Genomic DNA, 21,942 nt, shown 5'->3' with positions numbered 1-21,942 from the left:
CCCTTATTTATCCTTTATTTTTTCAGATGCTCCGTTCTGTATTTGGATGGCGAAACCCCAAAACGCTTCTTAAATACATAACTGAAATAATTTGCATCAAGATAACCGACCCGCTCTGCAATCTGATAACTTTTCTCATTCGTTTCGAGAATCAGTTCTGCCGCATGATCCATCCGGTAATCGGTCAGATATGTTACAAATGCTTTTCCTGTCTCTTTTTTAAATACACTGGAAAAATAAGAATTCGATACTCCAAGTGCCGAGCACACTGTATCCAAGGAGAGATTCGGCTCCATATACCTGTCATGCACCAGATTCTGCGCATCTGTAACCATACGTCTCGATGTACTGTTTCTGGCATTTTTCAGCTCCTCACTGATGGCTTTTGCCGAATCGATCATCCACGCGGTTAATGTGCTTTCATCCATCTCCGGTACACGTTCGTATGGATTTCCGACATTACCGCAAAACTCATTAAAATCTATAAAATTATTAGCACAGAATCGATAAAATGCTCCCACCATCTCCATGATCGCAAGGTTATACTGGTTCACGGTCTGCGCATTATTATGAAGCTTCTCCACTTCCTTCCGCACCGACTGTTCAAGTGTCTCCGGTACTCCCAGATGAATAGCCTTGAACAGATCATGCATCTTTGTATCCTCCGGCTGGATCAGGATCTCCTGCTCCTTCGGTGCGATCTCACCAATATTGATCGCACGGCTCGTTCCATATAACACACGATAAGAAACTGCTTCTCTTGCTCCATCATAAGAAGAATTAACGCTGATCAGATTATCACAGACTCTTCCGATTCCTGCAGTCACAACAGCTCCCATAACACGATATGCCCATTTACAGAATCGGTCACAGGCATCTGTAAATGCAACTACCATTTCTTCCGTTTCCAGTTCTATGATCATAAGTGCATTTCCCAGATATGTGAACATATGATTCTTCCATTCCGGTGCTAAACGATCCTTGATCTCATGCTCGACTGACATGGCAAGCAACAATGGATTCATACCATCCGGAACATGATGCTCCGAGGTATGAAAGATCGCGCAGCAATAATACGGTCCTTTCATATCAATCTGATACGCATTCAAAAACTTCTCGCAATATTCTTCATTTACACGACCCTCGATCAACGAAACAAACAGATTCGTCTGAAGCACCGGAAGGGAATCCTTCAGATAATTCTCAAGCTTTGTTACATTCAGACGCTCTTCTCTCTCCTTATCCAGAGTCTTTTTCAGTCGTTTCATACATTCCGTAAGCTCCAGAGCATTGATTGGCTTCAGCATGTATTCCTCTACTTCCAGATGAACAGCTTCCTTCGCATATTCAAACTCATCAAATCCTGTAAAAATGACGATATGGATATTCTGATATTCTTTATTCAATCTCCTGGCAAGCTCCAGTCCATCCATATATGGCATCTTGATATCGGTTATCACGACATCCGGCTGCTGCTTCTCCACGAGCTCCAGTGCTTTCACACCGTTTGTCGCACTTCCAACAACTTCAAATCCTAATATATCCCAATGAATTCTCTGTTCGATCGCATCGATTACTTCCACCTCGTCATCGACGAGTACCACTTTATAATTATCCATATCTCATTCCTCTTCTATTCTTTCTATCTGTTCCTTATTATAACAAATCTACGTTCAGAATGAACCCCAAAATCCCGTTTTACTATATATATCCAAATAAAATAACAGCGTACTCCTGATATTTTAAAAGCCGCTCCGTTCAGTCTGGAGCTTGCATCTGTCAGCCTGACAGAAAGCACATCAAAGACGAACGGAGCGGCTTTTGATTTATATCATTTTTTTGTGAGCGAGTATTACATTTCCTTACTTCTTCTGTACATACTTGAGACAGTCAAGAGTTACAGCCGCAAGGATGATGATACCTTCGAAAATGAACTGAAGGTTTGTATCAATACCAAGGATTGTCAGTGAGTATGTTAGTGATGTGAAGATAAGTACACCAGTTACAACACCGGAGATCTTACCGATACCACCTGTAAATGATACACCACCAACTACACAGGCTGCAATGGCATCCATATCCCAGCCCTGTCCATAAGCGGCACTACCGGAACCTACCATTCTGTTACATTCAAGCCATGAACCAAATCCGTAAAGGATACCTGCAAGGATGAATGCGCCAAGTGTTACTTTGAATACTGAGATACCTGAAACTGCTGCTGCTTCCGGGTTTCCGCCTACAGCGTACAGATTCTTACCAAATGTTGTCTTATTCCAGATGAACCATACAACAATGATTGCTACGATTGCCCAAAGAATAATCGATGGGAAGCTGCCAAATGTAGGGATGAACATGTTAGGGATTGAAGAATCGATCGCACCGAATGATACACCCTTTGTTGCGTATGTTACTAAACCAAAGATAATCAGCATGTTCGCCATGGTTGAGATGAATGGATGCATCTTGTACTTTGCCATGAAGAAACCTGCGATACTTGCAAATACTGTTGTAAGAATTATACAGGCTACCAGTGCAAGAATTGCTCTAGGAGCGGCCGAAATATTTGAGAAATCAAAGATATGTCCGAATACGCCACCTGTGTTAGGGCCGTTATGCATGATGATAGTTGCTGTAACCATACCCATACCTACCATACGTCCGATGGAAAGGTCAGTACCTGTAAGTAAGATCAGACCGGCAACACCGAGTGCAAGGAACATTCGAGGAGATGCCTGCTGTAAGATATTCAGGATATTGGTAACGGTTAATAACTGTGTATTCTTAACGATTGGTGTGATAATACAAAGTGCAATGAAGATCAGGATGATTACGATATACAGACCGTTCTTATAAAGGAACTGGGATGTATTAAATGTGTATTTGTAATTCTCGATCTTCTGAGCCTGCTTCTGACCAAATGTGTATTTGGACATCCGTAAGAGGTCGATCAGATGGAACTTATGTGCAAATGCATCATGCTTTTTGTCTTTGATCTCCTGTAATCTGGATTCATGAGACATCTGTGCATCAAATAATCTGTTCTTATATACATATTTCTCATCTTTGATCTCGTCTGCAGCGGACAGCTTGGCAAGTGTCTGTTCGTGTTCTGTCTTGATCGTTGCACGAACCTTCTCATAAGCTTCGTTTTCTGCTGCTTTTTCTGCCTCGCAGCTTGCAACTACTTTATCATAATATTTGCTGTTATAATTCTCTGAAAGGTACTTTTCTGCTTCTGCGATCAACTTGGATACCTTATCCTTGTTTGCTGCTTCCACGCTCTTTGCCTTTTCAAGTCCAGTCTTTGCTGCTGCAACTGCTTTTGCTCTCTCATCCTTTGATAAGTTCTTGTCTTCCTTCGCAATTGCGATCTGGTTCTTATAGCTCTGAACCTTGTCAGATCCGTCTACACGGAGTGCATCGATCTGTGACTGTATTTTTCCTACATATTCATCAATCGGCTTCAAAAGCGCTGCTTCTGCATCGGCCGAAAGGATCTTACTTTTATCTGCCATAACCAAAACTCCTCTCTATTACAAATATTTCGCACTAAGTCTTAATAATTCTTCCTGGTTGGTCTCTTTTGTATTTACGATTCCTGCAAGATGACCGTTCGACATAACACCGATACGGTTTGTGATACCAAGGATCTCAGGCATCTCTGAGGATACAACGATGATCGTTTTACCTTGCTTTGCCATATTGATGATCAGTTCATAGATCTCGTACTTGGCACCTACATCGATACCTCTTGTAGGATCATCCATCATAAATACATTAGGAGAACGCTCCAGCCATTTACCGAAGATAACCTTCTGCTGGTTACCACCGGAGAGGTTTGCGATCATATCATCCGGTCCCATACATTTTGTATGCATGACCTTGATCTCCTCTGCGGTTGCACGAACCATATCGTCATGGCTAAGTGCGATTCCGCTCTTATAGTGATTCATATTTGCAATTGTTGTATTAAATGTGATATCTGCTTTCAGGAAAAGTCCGTTTGCTTTTCTTTCCTCTGTGATCAGGGCAAAACCATGATCCATGGCATCCTTTGGTGATGAGAAGTTCATCATCTTGCCGTTATAAAGTACATTTCCTGCTGCTCTTGTACGCATACCAAATATGGTTTCAAGGAGCTCTGTACGACCTGCACCTACCAGACCATACAGTCCGAAAATCTCACCCTTCTTAACATCAAATGTGATGTTCTGGAGCTTTGGTGCATACTTTGTTGACAGGTTCTGTACGGAGAGAACTGTCTCACCGGGCTCATTGTCTACAGGTGGAAATCTATTGTCAAGAGAACGACCAACCATTGCGGAGATCAGTTCGTTCATGTTTGTGTCCTTACTGTCTTTTGTCATTACCAGACTACCATCTCGAAGAACGGATATCTGGTCACAGATCTCGAAGATCTCATCCATTTTATGTGATATATAAATCAGGGAAATTCCCTGCTCTTTTAACTGTCTCATCATCTTGAACAGCTTTGCAACCTCAGGTGCTGTCAGTGAGGATGTAGGCTCATCAAGTACAATTACTTTTGAGTTGTAAGAAATAGCCTTTGCGATCTCACACATCTGACGCTGTGATACTGACATTTTCTTCATCGGCTGTGTCAGATTTACGGTAATACCGAGCTTTCTGAACAGATCTGAAGCTTCTTTTTTCATTCTTCCCTCATCGATCACACCGAGGGAATTCTTTGGGTAACGTCCCAGGAACAGGTTATCCACAACGCTTCTTTCAAGACACTGGTTAAGCTCCTGATGAACCATTGCAACTCCGTTTTCAAGGGCATCCTTTGGACCTGAGAAGTTTACTTCTTTACCATCTAATATTATAGTTCCTTCGTCCTTCTGATAGGTTCCGAAGAGACATTTCATCATTGTCGATTTTCCGGCACCGTTCTCACCCATAAGACCCATGATCGAGCCCGGTTTCACATTCAGGTTGATGTGATCCAGAACCTTGTTTCTACCGAATGACTTGCTCATGCCCTGAATCGATAAGATGTATTTATTCTTATCTTCTGCCATATCTCTACTTCCCTTTCTTAGTAAAAGAAGGGTATCAAATCTTGTATCTGACACCCCTCTGAGTTAAATCATTATTGCCTGCCGATCCGTTATCTTATTTGTTAAGAAGTGTTGTGTATGATGCTGCATTATCTGTCTTAACCATGTTGATCGCAAATGCGTCATATTCGCCCGGGTTACCAAGACGGTTTGTAATGTTAGACTCTGTCTGACCATCACCACCGATGTAATCTACTTTCAGGTTGAGCAGATCATCGTAGTTCTCAAGAAGTGGCTGGTATGTTGAGCTTAAGAAGTTATCTGAAGCGTTGTAGATATCAAGCCATACTTTCTTTGTTGGGCTCTTGCTTGAATCAAGCTGTTTTGAAACCTTGTCATAAACCTTTGTTGAATCTGTGAAATCCTGATAGTTTTCAGCAGTTACTGCTACGTTTAATGCGTAGTATGATCTTTCTTCTTCGCTGTATCTGTAATCTTCACCTTCTGTTAAGCAGTTACCAGCTTCATCTGCTGTGCCAATACCTGTATCAACGTCTACACCATCAAGTGCGTTACGAAGAACTCTGAGTGTTAAGTAAGCCTGAACATCTGCATGCTGTGAAATTGTTCCGCCGTAACCTTCTGCAATAGCTGCTACTGCATCGCTGTTAGCATCGTATCCAAATGTAGGAACCTTGTTATCCTTTGCCCATGCATTGAACATTGACATTCCCATACCATCGTTATTTGAAACAACTACATCAATCTGATCACCGAATGAAGCTGTCCATGTTCCGATAGCGTTTCCTGCTGTTGCTGCATCCCATGTAGCACCTGCTGAGTTCTTCATTTCCTGTGAAGCAAGCTCACGGATTGTATATGTCTTACCATCTACATCAAGCTTTGCATCCTGAACAACTTTTGCTGATCCGTCTACGTTTGTACCTGCAGGTGTTGAATCAACTGCACCATTTGCATCAACTCCTGTGCCAAGTGCTGAACGAACACCACGAGTACGAGCGATTGAGTCATTGTGTCCGATATCACCGATTGCTAAAACGTATCCGATAACGCCATCACCGTTACGGTCGATTGTTGCTGCATTTGCTTTGATATAATCAAGTACCATCTGACCCTGAAGTTCAGCACCCTGGTTAGCATCGAAGCCTACATAATAAGTATCTTTGTTGAAGCTTAATGCTTCCTTATCAAGTTCTCCTGTTGAGCTGTTGGATGGCTGACGGTTGAACCAGCAAAGTGGCTTATCCTTATTTGCAACTCCGCTTGAGCTGCTTCCGCCTGATCCGCCTGATCCACATCCTACCATTGATAATGCAAGTGTTGCTGCTGCAACGACAGCTATAATTTTTTTCTTTCTCATATTTCATTCCTCCTGTTTGTACATTTTGTTTATTTTTCGCTCTGTCTCATTGACTAAATTCATTATAATGTGACAAGCAGGAAGAAAGAATAGAATATTTTTGGATTTATTAGCAATTTTTTTGGATTTATTAATATTTTTATGTTTATTTTGACGATACATTAAATATTTTTATTGCGGTCATACACATAATCCAATTTTTTACAACTTATATATAATAAATGGTAGTAACCGAATGCTTAACCGCTATTTTTCATTCAAATAATACGCAAATCCACCAAAAATGTTTTTCTCTATTAACATCACCAGTAAAATGAAGTAAAATACAAATAACCGATAACCTTTGAAACAAGGAGAATAACTTGTATGGAAAATGGAAATTTTGATGATTTTAAAATAAACGAAATTGATATCAACTTTGTGGAACGAATGTTGAAATCACTACCTTCTAACATCTATTTTAAAGATATGGAAGGTAAATATGTTTTCTGTACACACTATTGGAATCACATCAACACTCCGAAAAATGATCCCACCTGGACCATCCGCGGCAAATATGATATCGATATCCGAAAAGACAAAGAAAATGCTATTAAAGCAATGGAAGAAGACAAACGCATCTTTGCCACCAAGAAAGGCACTTCTTATGAGATAAAATTCGATGAAAATGGGCAAACGGAATATATGCAGCTAATCAAGAATCCGGTATTTGATGATAACGGAAACATGATTGGTATTGTTGGCCTGATCAACGATATTACAAGGACAAAGCTTCTGGAAGATAAGCTTGAACGTATGGCAACCCTAGATTCTCTGACCGGTGTAAGGAATCGTTCCTATATGGATATCTGGATTGAAAAAAACAAAAATCTGGACATTTATCCACTGACTGTCATTGTCTGTGACTGTAATGGTCTCAAAAGGATCAACGATCATTATGGTCATCTGGTTGGTGATCGTTACATTATCAAAACAGCAGAGGCCTTAATGACATGCAAACCGGAAAATGCAAGCGTCATCCGTGCCGGCGGCGATGAATTTATGGTATTTATGCCAAATACAAGTGAAGCAGAAGCTGCACAATATATGGAAAAGGTACAGGACTATATATCAAACATTCATATTTTCGATGAAACCTTAAGCATTGCCATGGGGTCCTCTACAACTACAGATATAAGCAAGCGTCTAGAGGATCTCATCAGTCTTGCAGATAAGGCCATGTATATACAAAAAGAAATTGACCATAAACGCCTTGGTATACCAAGCCGATAATCATTTAAAACAAAGGGTATCGCAAGCGATACCCTTTCAAACTGTAGGCAAATGATTTTGCCGCTATATTTATTTGATTTTTATTTTTATGGTTGCCTTTTTTCCGCATTGAACCACCGCCCTTCCTCTTATTTTTATTCCGAACACATACTTATGTATAAATATCATACCATATATTCATTTTCCATTCAACTTTTCGCAAAATTTATTTCCAAATGACGCAATTGTCTGATTATTATGATGACAAAGTCACCTATTATTTATATTAACTGAAACACCAAAGATTTACGCTTGCACTTTCTCATATTCAAAACCTCCTCGTTTTTATCTCATTTACAGGCATTTTTACGATCGGTTCATCATATCAGCATTGTGTCTGCCCTTTTCGTGCACGAATTGTCACTATATGTGCATGAAATGTCCGTCGATTTGATCAGAACTATGCTATAATGAACTCAGGTCAATGAGTACGCCTGTACAAATGACGATCAACGACCGGCTTATCATATATTGGTTAAGCCATGATAAGGAGTAGATTTTTTGATACATATAGCGATTTGTGACGACAGCAAACAGGAACGGCAGATACTGGCAGCGCTTTTCAAACGATATCAGGAGCTTCATGCCACACCGCTTCAGATTCATATATTTCAAAATGGCTTCTCATTACTGGATGCCATCGATCAAGGAAAACGATTTGATATTACGATCCTGGACATTTTAATGCCAGGAGAAAACGGAATTGAGATTGCGAGAAATATCAGAGCTTCCGGAACAGATACCGAGATCATATTCCTGACAAGTTCTCCGGAATATGCGGTAGACAGCTACGAAGTAAAAGCCCAGAACTATCTGTTAAAACCGGTAACCGAAGAAAAATTTTTTGCCTCCATAGATTCCATTCTTGCCGAACTGGATGAGAAAGATACCGCAAGCTTCATCATTTATACAACAGAGAAGCAGTACAGCCGGATCCGGGTATCCTCTCTGGTCTATGGTGAGGTCACACACAGAACCATCACCTTACATCTGGCAGATCAGACCATGATCTCTGCCGTAATGACCTTTACGGAATTTCAGGATATTCTGAAAACCTATCCGGACTTTATATATCCACACCGTTCTTATGCGGTAAATATGAATTACATTCAATATGTTACGAAAAGCGATATCATCCTGACAGACGGTCAGAAGATTCCGCTTTCCAGAAATAACTACACGAAGATTTCGGAACAGTTTTTAAATTTTGCCTATACAAACTCTTTTGGGAAATAATAAGGAGACAATGATATGAGTTTTCTCTGCGACAGTATTTATTTTATTACCGTATTCCTCTTTGGTACAGTAGCAAGCGTATGTTTTACCGGTGTTCCTTTTAATCGGAAAAACATACTCACTCTGTCTGTTTTCTGTGCCCTCGACGGAATACTTCAGATCATTTCTTTCGCCGTCTTCGGACAGGAGATTTCCCGAGGGCTGTATCCGGTCGTTGTACATCTTCCGTTGGTGCTTTTTCTCTGGCTGATATACAAATGCTCATGGATCACTTCGATCGTCAGTGTCTTAACTGCCTATATGTGCTGTCAGATCCCTCTCTGGTGCGGACTGGCGGTTCGCTTATTTTCTGACAATAAGATCATCTATACGATCGTTTATGTAGGATGTGCCTTTGTAACCTTTTATTTCCTATACCACTATGAATCAAATCTGGCGCAGCATTTTATGCCAAAAGCAAATAAATCCGTCTATATTCTTGGCATCCTTCCTCTCTGCTACTATCTTTTCGATTATGCCTCTACGATTTATACCAATATGCTTTATACCAGCAACGAATTTGTAGTTCAGTTTATGCCGTCCATTTGCTGCATTTTTTATTTTGTTTTTATCTTTTATTATTATCATAAACTGGAAGAACAGGAACAGGCAGAACGCCTGGCAGAATCTCTTCATATGCAGCTTACACATGCTGCCATTGATCTGAATCATATGCGCACCATGCAGACACAGGCAGCCTCCTACCGTCATGATATGCGCCATCATTTTACTTATTTGCAGGCACTTGCAGGAACCGGGAATCTGGATAAGATTCAAGAATATATACAAACCGCCCAATCCGACTTAGATGCGATCACTCCAAAACACTTCTGTTCAAACGAGCTGATCAATCTGCTTCTGTCCGCCTATGATACCAAAGCGGAATCAGAGGGCATCTCCCTGCTGGTTCAGGCTTCTATCCCTGCGGAACTCCCTCTGTCCGACACAAAGCTATGTGCGATTCTGTCAAATGCTCTGGAAAATGCGCTCCATGCATCGATCGAAACAGAGGAAAAATTCATACAGGTTCAGCTCGCCGAACGGAATCAGACGCTTCTGATCCAGATCAGCAATCCGTTTATCGGAACGGTTGCTTTTCAAAATGGGCTGCCTGTCTCCACACAGGCAGGACATGGATTCGGAACTAAGAATATTGCTGCGATCGCAGACTCCTATCATGGTCAGTTCCAGTTCTTTGCAAAAGACGAGATCTTCACCGTCAGAGTATTACTGCCGCTGGTAGAAACCTGATACTTCTTACTCTGTCCGTCCGAAAAGCTCATATATGATCACATCATGCTATGATCAGCAGCCAGCCATCATTCTCAGCTTCATTTTTCCATTTTACAAACAAATATACAATATAGAAATAGCCATGCAACTATTTTCTTTGTTCATCATTTTCCTTCGAACTGCCTTCATTTGCCTTTGCCATCCGTATGAGTTTTTCAAAGGATTGAGCAAAACGTAAATCATCATCTTCTGTACGTTTTCTCGGTCCTTTCATATGATGCTTATGACAACTTCGCCTTGTTTTCTTGTTAAGATGCCGTTCCATCAGCATCTGGTCAATATTTTCATTTGTATACCACTTACCGGATTGATGAATGGCATATGCCCCTTTACCAAGTGCCATAGCGGCAACGCCATAGTCCTGTGACACTACGATATCCCCTTTATGGCATATGCTGATCAGCTTATAATCTACTGCATCCGCACCGGCACCAACCACTATAACTTCACTGTAATCAGAATACAGCACATGGTTCGTGTCACACAAAAGTGTAGTTGGTATATTATATTTTTCTGCGATCGTCTCAACAATGTCCACTACCGGACACGCATCTGCATCAACAAATATCTGCATTATTATTTCTCCATCTAAATCATTCTTATCAGCCTTCACCCACTTAAGAAAAGCCTTATTCGCAAAATCAAATAAGCCTAATGAAATTCCATAAAGATTACACTATATTTTTAATCCAATTTTTTTACAAATGCCTTAATCATAAATGCACAGAAATACGGAAACGTATATATATTGTTTACATATCCAACATTAAAATCACCAAGCTTAATTCCGTTTTTTATATCACTGTAATTTTCATTTTTTATCAGCGAAGACAAAGATTTTGATCTGGCGTTGTTTGATTTAACTTCTACCGGCAGCAACTCACTTTTTGATCTGACAAAAAAATCTTCCTCTAAAGTTGAGTTTTCTTTTTTATAGTAAAATAACCCCAATTTCTGTTTAATAAAGGCTTCAGCTACAAAATTCTCATATAACGCGCCCTTATAAACACCAAGGTTCTTATTTACACGTAAATCCTCCTGCGCTTCTTCATCAAGTGCAGAAATCAGTAATCCCGTATCCGAATAATACAACTTAAATTTTCCTTCATCTACATTTCCTTTAAGTGGCAGCTCAGGATACCCAAGGCACTGACACTCTATAATAACTCCTGCATCAATTAACCATTCAATGCAACCGGTATATTCCCTTGATCTGGCATTTTTATCTATTTTATTAAACTGAAACTTCTTATTTTCTTTCGCTAACTGAGAGGGCACACTTCTATATACACTTATGATTTTTGCCTGATCCAGCCCTTCTGCATATTTACGAACATCCTCCTCATAATCAAGCCTGATCTGTTCTTGCACAGCAGTCGATCCGGAAAATGTACCTGTTTCTATATACCCTCTGATTACATCCGGCATTCCACCTAATACACAGTAATCCAGAAACAAAGCCTTATACACATTTAACTCCGTTTCGTTAAATGGTTTGAGCTCAATCATATGCCTTAAAATGTCATCTATGTGTTCCTGCGTATATCCTTTTGCCCACAAAAATTCTTCAAAGTCCATAGAATACATTTCATAATCCGTTTTGTTTCCAACGCTATTACTATGAATCTTCTTATAATTAATCCCAAGCATAGAACCACTGCAAATAATATCGAACCTTCTGTCTATATTAAATGATTTCAAACATGTGGCTACATCCGGATATTCCTGTATTTCATCAAAAATTATAACTGTCTCCCCTGGAACAAATTTCAAATTTGGATCAACCAAAGAAATATTCTTTATTACCGTGTCTACATCATAGCCATCACTTACAATTGCACGAAATCTTTTATCCAACACAAAATTTATATATACAACATTTGCATAGACATTACCTGCAAAATGTAATATAGACTCTGTTTTTCCAATCTGTCTTGCACCTTTTATGATTAATGGTTTATGCGATATATCTTCTTTCCAATTCAATAAAAAGTCATCTATTTTTCTCTTAAAATACATACTTCCACCTCCTCACAGAATACTATATCACATAATTATAGCTTTTACTAACTTCTTTTTCACATTTTATGAGCGTATATAATTATTAAAATCACATTTTATTATTGTATTCTGCCTGTATCACAAATGGGACCCATTTACTGCTGCGTTCCTGCTTGCTTATTTATTTTTCTCCCTATCCTTTTTTCTTTGATTTTCTGCAATATTTCTAAATATCTTTCTTGAGATAAGATAGGTTTATCATCCATTAATTTTATTATTTCCTTAAGAACACACGCAAAATCATTAATCTCTGTTGTTTTCCCTTCAAATACCCGTACAAAAACGCCTTCATTCTTTGAAAAGCACACCACTTCTCCATCACCATTAATTTCCCCAATTATAACCAATCCTTCTGATACATATTCAGAATGGAATTCATTCGGTCCCCAAAATGTTGCTGTATTACCTGCTATACGACATTTTCCTGAAAATCTAAGCCACTCCTTATATGATCCTGGTATTTTCGCTCTGTTTCTCTCCTCCCAATTTATCATCTCTTCTTCCTAATAATATGTGGTATATATGATTATTTTTTTGTTCACCAGCCACATATTATAGGAAATGGAATTATGAGTTAATGCACTTTTGAATGATTATACTGTCCAAATGTTAGATTGTACAAAAAAGAAGGCCGGAAACTCTCCGGCCTTCAGGGTTAAGGGAAAATTTTATGTGAAAAATTGTAGTACACTTACTTTACTGCGAGTCTCTCAAATGTCTCGCTCTCTTCAGGAATCGATCTGAGTCCTCCGCGCTTCTCGACACACAGGCTCGCCACCGCATTTCCATATCTTGCAAATTCTTCAAGCTCGTCTATACTGAATTCCTCTAGGCTCTTGTCCGCCCTTATAAGCTGCGATACAAATGCCCCCCAGAACGAATCTCCAGCTCCGGTTGTGTCGACCACATGGCTGACAAATCCAGGAACTTTTCTGCTGCCATCCCTACTGCATATCAACACACCCTCACTTCCCAGGGTGACCGCAACAAGTCTGACGCCTGTTCCAAGGAGATACTCCGCAGCCTCCTTCGGATCTTCAAATGGTGTGAGGAGTGCCGTCTCCTCATCCGAAAGCTTCATTATATCTACAAACGGGAGAATACTCTTCATTCTCTCCATCGCATTTTCTCTGTTGTCCCACAGCGGCTCTCTGTAATTTGGATCATAGGATATCACCGCTCCGTATTTTCTCGCCTCTTTCACCGCCTGGAATGTGGTGGTTCTGGCCGGTTCATCCGTGAGAGACAGCGAACCTATATGGAACACCTTTGTGTCTCTTAGCAGCTCGGCATCCACTTCCTTGTAACAGAGCATTGTGTCCGCTCCCGGCTTTCTGGCAAATGAGAATTCACGCTCTCCGTTCTCATCCAGAGTGACAAATGCCAAAGTGGTAAATACCGTGTCATCGACAACTATACCTCTGGTATCTATCCCTGCCTGCTTTGCCGTCTCAATAAGGAAATTGCCATGCATGTCATCCCCGACCTTTCCTATAAACGCGGTCTTAAGTCCGGCCTTGCTGACTGCCGTGAGCATATTTACCGGAGCGCCTCCGGGATTCTGCTCGAAGAGCTTCATCCCGGAATCAGTGCTTCCGGCAGGGGTAAAGTCTATCAGGAATTCACCAAGAGCCACAACATCATATTTCTTTTCCATGTTGGATCCTCCTTGTGAATTTTACTTTCCTGTGATCTCTATGTCATAGAATTCTACTCTTGCATCCTGTGCCAGAAGTCCTGTCTCAAACTCAGGCTTTGCATATATCCTGTATGTAAATGCCACCTGTTCTCCGACAAATACCTCCACCATATCATGGTCAACGATGATCTTCACATCTATCTCGCTGCCCTCTGTTATGTCAAATGTCTTCTCGCACACTCTGACTCCATCAGGGCCCGGCTCCGTTGCAGGAGGCACAGCCTGACAGGACTGAACCCAGAACGGGTCAACTCCCATAGGAAGATTTACCAATGACACTCTCTGCATGGCCACATCGAACTCAAGGAGAAGGCATCCGCTTGCTTCCTTGTCTGACTTGAGCAGTATACCGAAATGGTCATACACCTCTCTAGGCATGATCTTGCACTTCAGCATGTAGCTCTCCTCATTGTGTCCAAGGAATCCGTATGTACATGTGCTTACTGAATCCATCTCAACCAGTCTGTCTCCGTGAAGCTCTGCATTTCCAAGTACAGGGATGTAATCCCATGCCACAGGCTTCTCAAATACATGCTCATATTCCTTTGGAAGCTTTACGTCAAGTCCTCCATCCGCTGTGGCAACTACCTCGTGCGGCACGCAGAAGGTTCCGCCCCAGTACCATTCACCTCTGTCGCTTCTGTCTGCTCTGTCGTGAGCCCAACCGAAGTAGAAGCGTCTGCCGTCATCATCCTGCATGGACTTGGCTGCGTAGAATCTTCTTCCGCCTATGCCATCCTTCTTTGGCTTTCTCCATGGGCCAAATGGTGACTTTGCAACTCTGTATATTGTATTTACATATTCTGAGAATCTTGAGTATGAGAGATACCAATTGTCTCCCATCTTGTACATCTCAGGGCACTCAGGACAGTTGGTGTGTCCCGGTGAATATATCGGTCCGTAATATTCCCAGTTGACCAGATCCTTTGATCTGTAGAGAACTATACATCCTCTTCTGGTTATCGGCATATCCAACCTTCTCGCTGATATGAGGATCCAGTAACATTTGTCCTCCTCATTGTAGAATACATATGGATCTCTCCAGTCAAGCTTCTCGTAAAGCTCTATCATAGGTGTGATGACCGGATTGGCTGCATCCTTCACCCACGTGATTCCATCGTCGCTTGTAGCGTGGCATATGGTCTGCTGATACTCTGCGGTGAGGCAGTAGCCTGTATAGAATGCATGGTATTTGCCCTCGCCGTATATGACTGATCCAGTCCATACTCCCGATGCATCCGGCTCGTCGCCCTCGCCCGGATAGAGCGCTGTAGGAAGCTCCTCCCAGTGCACCAGATCATCTGATACACTGTGGCTCCATGTTGTTCTGAGTCTTGCCGGGTACACTGTTGTTCCCGGAGGGGAAGTCAGTGAGAATATATGATATTTGCCCTCGTGGTAGAAAGGTATTGCATCTCCCGTGGAATCCGCGAAGGACATCTTTCTAAAAATCTCCATATTATCAATCCTCTCTTTCTACTAGTTTGCTGCAAGTTTCTTCTTTTTGAGGAGCTCAAGCTTGCCCTTCTGTCCATCAAGGAGTACCGCACATGCGATGATGAGACCCTTGATGATGAGCTGCCAGTATGATGACACTCCGATAAGGTTAAGACCATTTGAGATGATTCCGATGACCATGGCACCAAATACTGTTCCACTGATCCGTCCTTTACCACCTGTCATAGAGGTTCCGCCAAGTACACAGGCTGCGATGGCATCAAGCTCGTATCCGCTTCCAACTGAAGGCTGGCCTGAGTACATTCTTGAACAGAGTACAAGTCCTGCGAATGCTGAGAGAAGTCCTGATATTGTAAACACTATGATCTCTATCTTCTTGATAGGTACACCTGAAAGTCTTGCGGCCTCGCGGTTACCACCTATCGCGTATACGTATGTTCCGAACTTTGTCTTACTGAGGATGAAGCTGAACAGTATGATGAGCACTACCATGTACACTACCGGAAGTGGAATCACATTGAACAGATATCCTGTACCGATCTCGATAAAGAGCTTGTTTGTGATACGTGTTGACTGTCCACCTGTGTAGACATAAGCTATACCACTTGCTATATTCATCATGGCCATTGTGATGATGAATGCAGGCACCTTGAAATTGGCTACTATGAAACCACTTACAAAGCCAGCCGCTGTGCCGACCAGAAGGCCTGCTGCTATTGCTACGCCGAGAGGAAGTCCCTGATTAACTATAAAACCTACGGTTAGAGTTCCCGACATAGCTACTATCGATCCAACTGACAGGTCAATGTGACCAAGTATGATTATGAGTGTCATTCCAAGTGCTATGTATGTGTTGATCGATATCTGTCTAAGCACTGATATGATGTTGTTGGTCGTTAAAAACTTGTCTGTGGCAAGTGCTACGGCCACACACATGATTATCAGAACCACTATGATTCCTATGTTGCCCTTGACTATGGATGTCAGGGGATTGTTTTTTAATATAGAAGTTGCTTTTGAATTCTTCTTTGTCTCGCCCATATTATTCGATACCTCCTGCAGCGTATTTCATTATCTCTTCCTGTGAGAGCTCGTCCTTTGACAGCTTCTTCACGAGTTTTCCGGCTCTGACCACACATACGTTGTCGCACATGTTGATGATCTCAGGAAGCTCACTGGATACCATGATTATCGCTATGCCTTCCTTTGCCAGTTCATTGATTACTGTGTATATTTCAAATTTTGCATTTACATCAACGCCTCTGGTCGGCTCATCCAGAATGAGCACATCCGGCTTGGTTGCAAGCCATTTGCCCAGAACTACCTTCTGCTGATTTCCACCTGACAGGCTGCCCGCCTCGATCTCAGGTGACGCCGCCTTGATCCGCAACCGCTTTGAATAATGGTCTATGACCTCACCGCGCTTTTTCTCGCTTATGGCGATTCCATTCATATAGAATCTGAGGGATGAGAGTGTTAGGTTGAACGCCACGCTGTTGCCGAGCACCAGTCCCTGCTTCTTTCTGTCCTCAGGAACCAGGGCTACGCCTGACTTGATCGCCTGCATCGGATTCTTGAAGTGTACCAGCTTTCCGCCGAGTATCACCTCGCCTGATGTAGGCTGTGTGGCACCAAATACCGCCTCCATGATCTCGCTTCGTCCGGCACCGACCAGACCTGAGAATCCCAGGATCTCACCCTTGTGTACCGAAAAACTTATATCTTCAAAGACACCTGTCTGTGAAAGGTTCTTTACCTCCAGAGCAACCTCTGCCTTGTCCATGTCACAGTAATCCCTGGCATAGAAGCTCTCCAGATCTCTTCCTACCATCATCGCAACCAGCTCATTCGGGTTGGTCTCAGATGTCTTTTTTGTTCCTACGTATGCACCATCCCTGATGACGGTAACTCTGTCAGATATCCTGAAGAGCTCCTCCATTCTGTGGGAGATGTAGATTATACTTACCTGTTTCTTTCTGAGATTCTCAATGATCTCAAATAACTGCTCCACCTCTTCATTTGAGAGTGATGAGGTAGGCTCATCCATAACTATGATCTTACCGTTGAATGAGACCGCCTTGACGATCTCCACCATCTGCTGCTGTGCGATGGTCAGATTCTCTACTATCGTGTCTGCTTTTATATTCACACCGAGGGACGATATCATCTCCTCTGCTCTTCTGTTCATCTCTGCAAAGTCCAGCGTTCCAAGCTTTGTCCTTATCTCTCTGCCGAGAAACAAATTCTGTGCCACCGAAAGATATGGAACAAGTACGATTTCCTGATGTATTATTCCTATACCATTTTCTCTGGCAGCCGGAACTCCGTTGATCTTGACCTCCTTGCCATTTACCTTGATGATTCCGCTGTCGGGCTGGTAAATTCCGCCGAGGACCTTGATCAGTGTGGACTTTCCTGCACCATTCTCACCGAGCAGTGCATGTACCTCTCCCAGCTCAAGGGAAAAGTCGATGCCACTTAAAGCATATATTCCGGAGAAGCTTTTCTTTATCCCTATCATTTCCAGAACTGTCTGTCCCATATTAAACCTCCAAGTTTCTAAAATAAATCTTTTGTTATCCTGCTTTTTCGGGATCTCGGCCGGAGATCTAAGATCCCCGGTCTCTCCCGTGTTATATACACCTACGTTGTGTCATGTATGTCCAGCCGGGGGCAGCCCCGTGCTGTTACTGCCAATCGTTAACTGTCTTCTCAGCCTCATCCTTAAGTACGAGGTGTGAGTCAAGATATACCTTCTTCTCGTCGATCGTTGTATCTCCGCCCACATACTTCTGTGCTGCGTTGAATGCGTACTCAGCAATCTGTACAGGAACCTGACATGCAACTGCTGTGAACTCGCCGTCGAGGAGTGCCTGCTTGCCATCTGGTGAAGCATCGATACTGTATACACCAATCTGACCTGTCTTGTTGGCTGCCTTAACTGCTGCTGCTGCGCCAAGTGCTGAAGGATCATTGATACAGAAGAATGCCTGAAGATCTGTGTTTGCTGTGATGATATCCTCTGCAAGGCTCATTGATGCATCAAGTGCTGCCTCGCCATCCTGCTGTGCTACGATGTTGAACTTATCCTTGTTATCACCGAGTCCGTCAAGGAAACCATTTACACGGTCTACACAACTCTCATTTGATGGGAAGTCAAGGATCGCAATGTCTGCTCCGTCCGGATAATCCTTAGCCATCTGCTCACCGACAAGCTGTCCTGCCATGTAAGCATTTGTTCCAACGAACTGTGTTACGAAGTTCTCTATGTCATCCTCGATAACTGCTGTATCTACATTGAAGATTGGGATTCCTGCATCCTTGATCTCTGCAAGACCTGATGTGATACCTGCTGAATCAACCGGGATGATGAACACTGCGTCGTATCCACTATTTGCCACGTCTGATAACTGGCTGAGCTGTGTGTTCAGATCGTAGTCAGGATCAAGACATGTATATGATATTCCGTTCGCATCGCAGAGCTCCTTGAGCTTGGCATCAATTGAACTCTGGAATGTATTGTTGAGTGTGTTTGTACAAAATGCAAATGACAGGTCAGATGACTTTGTGCTCTCCTGCTTTGTACCTGAATCAGATGAACCGTTGCCCGAAGTGTTTCCTGATCCACAACCTGCCAGTAAACTGAGTGACATGCACAGGCATGCTCCAACTGCTAATTAATTTTTTAAATTTTCTCATAATTTTTACCTCCACTATCATGTATTTTCTTTGCTAACTCGTTGTCGAAAAACTGTTCTTAACCGATTTATTTACGTAAATTTTAAACTGTTTTTCGTCCCTTGCATGTTTTGATGATATAACTTTTGTCGGTTATTGTCAATATCAAGTGTTTTATTTATTGTTTATTCGTCATTTTGCACAAATAAAACTCTATTGTATTATATGGTTCGCGGGTCTTTTGTCGTTTTTTACGTAAATATTTTACCAGATGTCATGCTTATGGGATTTGTAGTGTATGATTGACACCCGTTACTTGTCACCTTGTCTCTTGTGTATAAACGCAAAAAATCCGCCAGAAAGATACAATTTTCTCTCTAACGGATTCTTTTTTAGATAAAAAGATACAGTTTCTAACTCTGTCCGACACAGACTAACTAAAGATGTCATATCACCTCAATCTGTCCGGCACGAACTAACTAAAGATGTCATGTCACCTCAATCTGTCCGGCATGGACTCATGGAAGATTTCCTTCCATGCAAGCCTGAGCTGTTTTGGCTCAACCTGATACGGCTGAACTCCCACATACTTTGGAAGCTGTTCTTCACTTACCAGGGACTTGGCAACAACTGCCGCGGCCGCTCTTCCCTGCTCGTATGGTCTCTGCGTGCTGAGTCCCTTGACGATTCCTTCCTCCATGCACCTGGCAATTCCATGATCAAGGTCCGTGGTGAACACCGCCACATCCTCCCTGCCAAGCTCCTTGAGTGCCTTTATAACCAGAAGTGCCGGGCGATCCCAGCTCACATACATTGCCTCAATTTCAGGATTGGCAGTTATCACGTCCTGGGCTACCTGATATGCATTGGATATCTCTCCAAAACTCCTGATCGTAACTATGTCAATATCAGGATAACTGTCCTTGATTATCCTCTCAGCGGCGTTATCCCTGACTCTTGTTCCATAGAATGCCGCACCATGAATAATGAAACCTGCCTTTTTTTTCTTGTTCTCCTTGCAGTATTCCCCCAGCATTCTTCCCGTGTTCGTTCCATTCTCCGACTCATTTACTGATACACAGGACACATAGCTGTTCTTGGACATGCCATCCGGAACATTGCTTATGAACACCAGCTTTGACACTTTGGAAAGTTCCTGAAACTTCTCTCTGGTACGGCTGTCATCCGCCGGAATAGCTATAACTGCGTCCGGCTTCTGAAGTCTTATTCCATCAAGCTGCGCATTCTGCAGTTCCGAGTCAAAGTGCGCATCCATAACCGACACCACATCTATCCCGAACTGCTCAAGCTCCTCACAGATACCCTTCTCATGAAGCTCAGCCCATGACGTACCTGTGTAATGGAATGATATGGCAACTCTGAAATGTCCTGCCTTCAGCCTCTGTTTTTCCTCCTTCGTCAGCACCACGGAATCAGGGGCAGCTGCCTTATCTCCAAATGGTCCATTATCCAGCATCTTGGTGGATTTCCTGACAACCAGTTCCACATCGGCATAGCAGTCATGGGATATGACCGCACCTGTGTTGATCTTCTCAAAAAGCATTCCAACTGCCTTGGTGCTTAACCCCTTCACATCTCTTCTGATTATGGTAAGCGGAGGATATGTAAGTTCTGACCAGCTCTCATCACCAAACCCAACCACAGATATCTCTCCCGGACAGTCGATTCCCATATCTCTCAGTGTCTTCATGAGGTAGAGCGTTATTCTGTTGCCCCCCGCAAGAACTGCGGTCGGCCTGTATCTGCGGAGCGCCTTCTGGATGACGAGCATACAGTCATCCTCGCCATTTTCCAGTGTCACATCCACTATATTCGCATCGTTTGTATTTATATTGTATTTCTGCAGAGCACTCAGGAAACCTTTTGTTCTCTCATCCCTGGTGGTACTGTCCGTACTCTCTCTGAAAAACAAAACATTCTTGTGTCCACTCGCGAGCAGATAATCTGCGCCCTTAAATATAGCCTCCCTGTCTCGGAACTCAACTGAGTCTATCCCTGATCCAAGTATATTTCTCTCCACGCAGACAAATGGAACGCCTGACTGTATAAGCTTTGTGTAGTTGGTTGCCACATCACTCACCGGCGCATGTATGATACCGGCAACCTTCTTGTTGACCAGAAGTCCGGCAAGCACCTGTGTCTCCTCCTTAAAATCATTGTCTGTTATCGCCACAAGGAACTGATATCCCTGTACACTGACAAGTTGCTCCACATAAGCTACCATATCTCTGTATATCGTACTTTCAATGTTCGGAATGACTGCAACGATCGTAGACTCTCGGCCAACCAGCAGTTTTCTCTCCTTATCTGCTATCTTATTCTGATATCCCGTCTCTACAATAATCTTCTCTATCTTATCCACAAGCTCAGGTCTTACATACCTTGTCCTGTTGATAACATGGGAAACTGTAGCTATGGACACCCCTGCCTTATCCGCAATCTCTTTTATTGTAACCTTTGACTTGCCCATATCTCGTTCTTTCTCCTTTATCACAGATATAACTCTGGCTTCCGTACATTGCCACTGGCAACGTCCTTTTCCGATATTATAATCTACTTTTCTATGTTTGTGCAACCACTGTCATCATCCAGACTGCCGGCTCTGTTGGAGGGCTACTGGCTCTGCGATGGCTACTGGCACCATGCAGTTGCCGGCTCCACCATTACATAAAACAGCACAAATTTTTCGCAAAATGCAGAAATGCAGATAAAAACGCCAAGTTATTTCCTGGTATTTCCCGGGT

Annotated in this window: 16 protein-coding genes; 3 read left to right on the top strand and 13 right to left on the bottom strand. The window is 42.5% G+C overall.

What is annotated here, in order from left to right; all coding sequences use genetic code 11:
• Positions 1-14: 14 nt before the first annotated feature.
• The 4 genes from CLOL250_RS10020 to CLOL250_RS10005 all read right to left on the bottom strand — a co-directional run bounded on the left by CLOL250_RS10020 (position 15) and on the right by CLOL250_RS10005 (position 6,402).
• A complete protein-coding gene (locus CLOL250_RS10020) occupies positions 15-1,619 on the bottom strand; it encodes a response regulator (RefSeq protein ID WP_008402289.1) in 1,605 nt (534 codons plus the stop codon).
• 243 nt (positions 1,620-1,862) lie between these two features.
• Positions 1,863-3,515 carry a galactose/methyl galactoside ABC transporter permease MglC gene (locus tag CLOL250_RS10015; RefSeq protein WP_008402287.1) on the bottom strand — a complete coding sequence of 551 codons (1,653 nt, stop codon included), beginning with the start codon at positions 3,513-3,515 and terminating at the stop codon, positions 1,863-1,865.
• A gap of 18 nt (positions 3,516-3,533) precedes the next feature.
• Entirely contained in the window at positions 3,534-5,042 is a 1,509-nt protein-coding gene (locus CLOL250_RS10010; RefSeq protein WP_008402285.1) for a sugar ABC transporter ATP-binding protein, read from the bottom strand.
• Between the two features lie 94 nt (positions 5,043-5,136).
• On the bottom strand, positions 5,137-6,402 hold the full coding sequence (locus tag CLOL250_RS10005) for a substrate-binding domain-containing protein (protein ID WP_008402284.1): 1,266 nt from the start codon (positions 6,400-6,402) through the stop codon (positions 5,137-5,139).
• A 366-nt stretch (positions 6,403-6,768) separates the two neighbouring features.
• On the opposite strand from CLOL250_RS10005, the gene CLOL250_RS10000 reads away from it, so the two are divergent.
• From CLOL250_RS10000 to CLOL250_RS13960, 3 genes are all read left to right on the top strand, one after another.
• Complete coding sequence (locus tag CLOL250_RS10000; protein WP_008402282.1) at positions 6,769-7,674, top strand: GGDEF domain-containing protein; 906 nt, start codon at positions 6,769-6,771, stop codon at positions 7,672-7,674.
• A gap of 540 nt (positions 7,675-8,214) precedes the next feature.
• The gene (locus CLOL250_RS09995; RefSeq protein WP_008402280.1) at positions 8,215-8,949 is read left to right on the top strand and encodes a LytR/AlgR family response regulator transcription factor; all 735 of its coding nucleotides are present in this window, start codon (positions 8,215-8,217) and stop codon (positions 8,947-8,949) included.
• Between the two features lie 15 nt (positions 8,950-8,964).
• Complete coding sequence (locus tag CLOL250_RS13960; RefSeq protein ID WP_044945880.1) at positions 8,965-10,239, top strand: sensor histidine kinase; 1,275 nt, start codon at positions 8,965-8,967, stop codon at positions 10,237-10,239.
• Between the two features lie 130 nt (positions 10,240-10,369).
• Here the strand turns inward: CLOL250_RS13960 and CLOL250_RS09985 are convergent, their stop codons facing one another.
• The 9 genes from CLOL250_RS09985 to CLOL250_RS09945 form a co-directional block, all read right to left on the bottom strand.
• Positions 10,370-10,855, bottom strand: coding sequence for a YaiI/YqxD family protein (locus CLOL250_RS09985; RefSeq protein ID WP_044945878.1), 486 nt, complete (start codon positions 10,853-10,855; stop codon positions 10,370-10,372).
• A gap of 110 nt (positions 10,856-10,965) precedes the next feature.
• Positions 10,966-12,300, bottom strand: a complete 1,335-nt coding sequence (locus CLOL250_RS09980; protein ID WP_008402275.1) for an ATP-binding protein — start codon at positions 12,298-12,300, stop codon at positions 10,966-10,968.
• A 137-nt stretch (positions 12,301-12,437) separates the two neighbouring features.
• Positions 12,438-12,836: a hypothetical protein gene (locus tag CLOL250_RS09975; RefSeq protein WP_008402274.1), complete on the bottom strand. Its 399-nt coding sequence runs from the start codon at positions 12,834-12,836 to the stop codon at positions 12,438-12,440.
• Positions 12,837-13,033: 197 nt separating this feature from the next.
• A complete protein-coding gene (locus tag CLOL250_RS09970) occupies positions 13,034-13,999 on the bottom strand; it encodes a carbohydrate kinase family protein (protein WP_008402273.1) in 966 nt (321 codons plus the stop codon).
• Between the two features lie 21 nt (positions 14,000-14,020).
• Positions 14,021-15,499, bottom strand: coding sequence for a glycoside hydrolase family 32 protein (locus CLOL250_RS09965; RefSeq protein ID WP_008402272.1), 1,479 nt, complete (start codon positions 15,497-15,499; stop codon positions 14,021-14,023).
• A gap of 21 nt (positions 15,500-15,520) precedes the next feature.
• Positions 15,521-16,540: an ABC transporter permease gene (locus CLOL250_RS09960; RefSeq protein ID WP_008402271.1), complete on the bottom strand. Its 1,020-nt coding sequence runs from the start codon at positions 16,538-16,540 to the stop codon at positions 15,521-15,523.
• Between the two features lies 1 nt (position 16,541).
• Positions 16,542-18,041: a sugar ABC transporter ATP-binding protein gene (locus tag CLOL250_RS09955; RefSeq protein ID WP_008402270.1), complete on the bottom strand. Its 1,500-nt coding sequence runs from the start codon at positions 18,039-18,041 to the stop codon at positions 16,542-16,544.
• Between the two features lie 145 nt (positions 18,042-18,186).
• A complete protein-coding gene (locus CLOL250_RS09950; RefSeq protein WP_008402269.1) occupies positions 18,187-19,152 on the bottom strand; it encodes a sugar ABC transporter substrate-binding protein in 966 nt (321 codons plus the stop codon).
• Positions 19,153-19,670: 518 nt separating this feature from the next.
• A complete protein-coding gene (locus CLOL250_RS09945; protein ID WP_008402268.1) occupies positions 19,671-21,773 on the bottom strand; it encodes a LacI family DNA-binding transcriptional regulator in 2,103 nt (700 codons plus the stop codon).
• Between the last annotated feature and the right edge of the window lie 169 nt (positions 21,774-21,942).

Source organism: Clostridium sp. L2-50, from assembly GCF_000154245.1.
In the GTDB taxonomy this organism is placed as follows: domain Bacteria; phylum Bacillota; class Clostridia; order Lachnospirales; family Lachnospiraceae; genus Coprococcus.
Note: the sequence above shows the minus strand (reverse complement) of the source record. Positions and strands in the feature narration are given on the sequence as shown.

Bases quoted from the DNA above. Each gene is read 5' to 3' on its own strand.
- CLOL250_RS10020 (WP_008402289.1), bottom strand. From the start codon at position 1,619: ATGGATAATTATAAAGTGGTACTCGTCGATGACGAGGTGGAAGTAATC.
- CLOL250_RS10015 (WP_008402287.1), bottom strand. From the start codon at position 3,515: ATGGCAGATAAAAGTAAGATCCTTTCGGCCGATGCAGAAGCAGCGCTT.
- CLOL250_RS10010 (WP_008402285.1), bottom strand. From the start codon at position 5,042: ATGGCAGAAGATAAGAATAAATACATCTTATCGATTCAGGGCATGAGC.
- CLOL250_RS10005 (WP_008402284.1), bottom strand. From the start codon at position 6,402: ATGAGAAAGAAAAAAATTATAGCTGTCGTTGCAGCAGCAACACTTGCA.
- CLOL250_RS10000 (WP_008402282.1), top strand. From the start codon at position 6,769: ATGGAAAATGGAAATTTTGATGATTTTAAAATAAACGAAATTGATATC.
- CLOL250_RS13960 (WP_044945880.1), top strand. From the start codon at position 8,965: ATGAGTTTTCTCTGCGACAGTATTTATTTTATTACCGTATTCCTCTTT.
- CLOL250_RS09985 (WP_044945878.1), bottom strand. From the start codon at position 10,855: ATGCAGATATTTGTTGATGCAGATGCGTGTCCGGTAGTGGACATTGTT.
- CLOL250_RS09980 (WP_008402275.1), bottom strand. From the start codon at position 12,300: ATGTATTTTAAGAGAAAAATAGATGACTTTTTATTGAATTGGAAAGAA.
- CLOL250_RS09975 (WP_008402274.1), bottom strand. From the start codon at position 12,836: ATGATAAATTGGGAGGAGAGAAACAGAGCGAAAATACCAGGATCATAT.
- CLOL250_RS09970 (WP_008402273.1), bottom strand. From the start codon at position 13,999: ATGGAAAAGAAATATGATGTTGTGGCTCTTGGTGAATTCCTGATAGAC.
- CLOL250_RS09965 (WP_008402272.1), bottom strand. From the start codon at position 15,499: ATGGAGATTTTTAGAAAGATGTCCTTCGCGGATTCCACGGGAGATGCA.
- CLOL250_RS09960 (WP_008402271.1), bottom strand. From the start codon at position 16,540: ATGGGCGAGACAAAGAAGAATTCAAAAGCAACTTCTATATTAAAAAAC.
- CLOL250_RS09955 (WP_008402270.1), bottom strand. From the start codon at position 18,041: ATGGGACAGACAGTTCTGGAAATGATAGGGATAAAGAAAAGCTTCTCC.
- CLOL250_RS09950 (WP_008402269.1), bottom strand. From the start codon at position 19,152: ATGTCACTCAGTTTACTGGCAGGTTGTGGATCAGGAAACACTTCGGGC.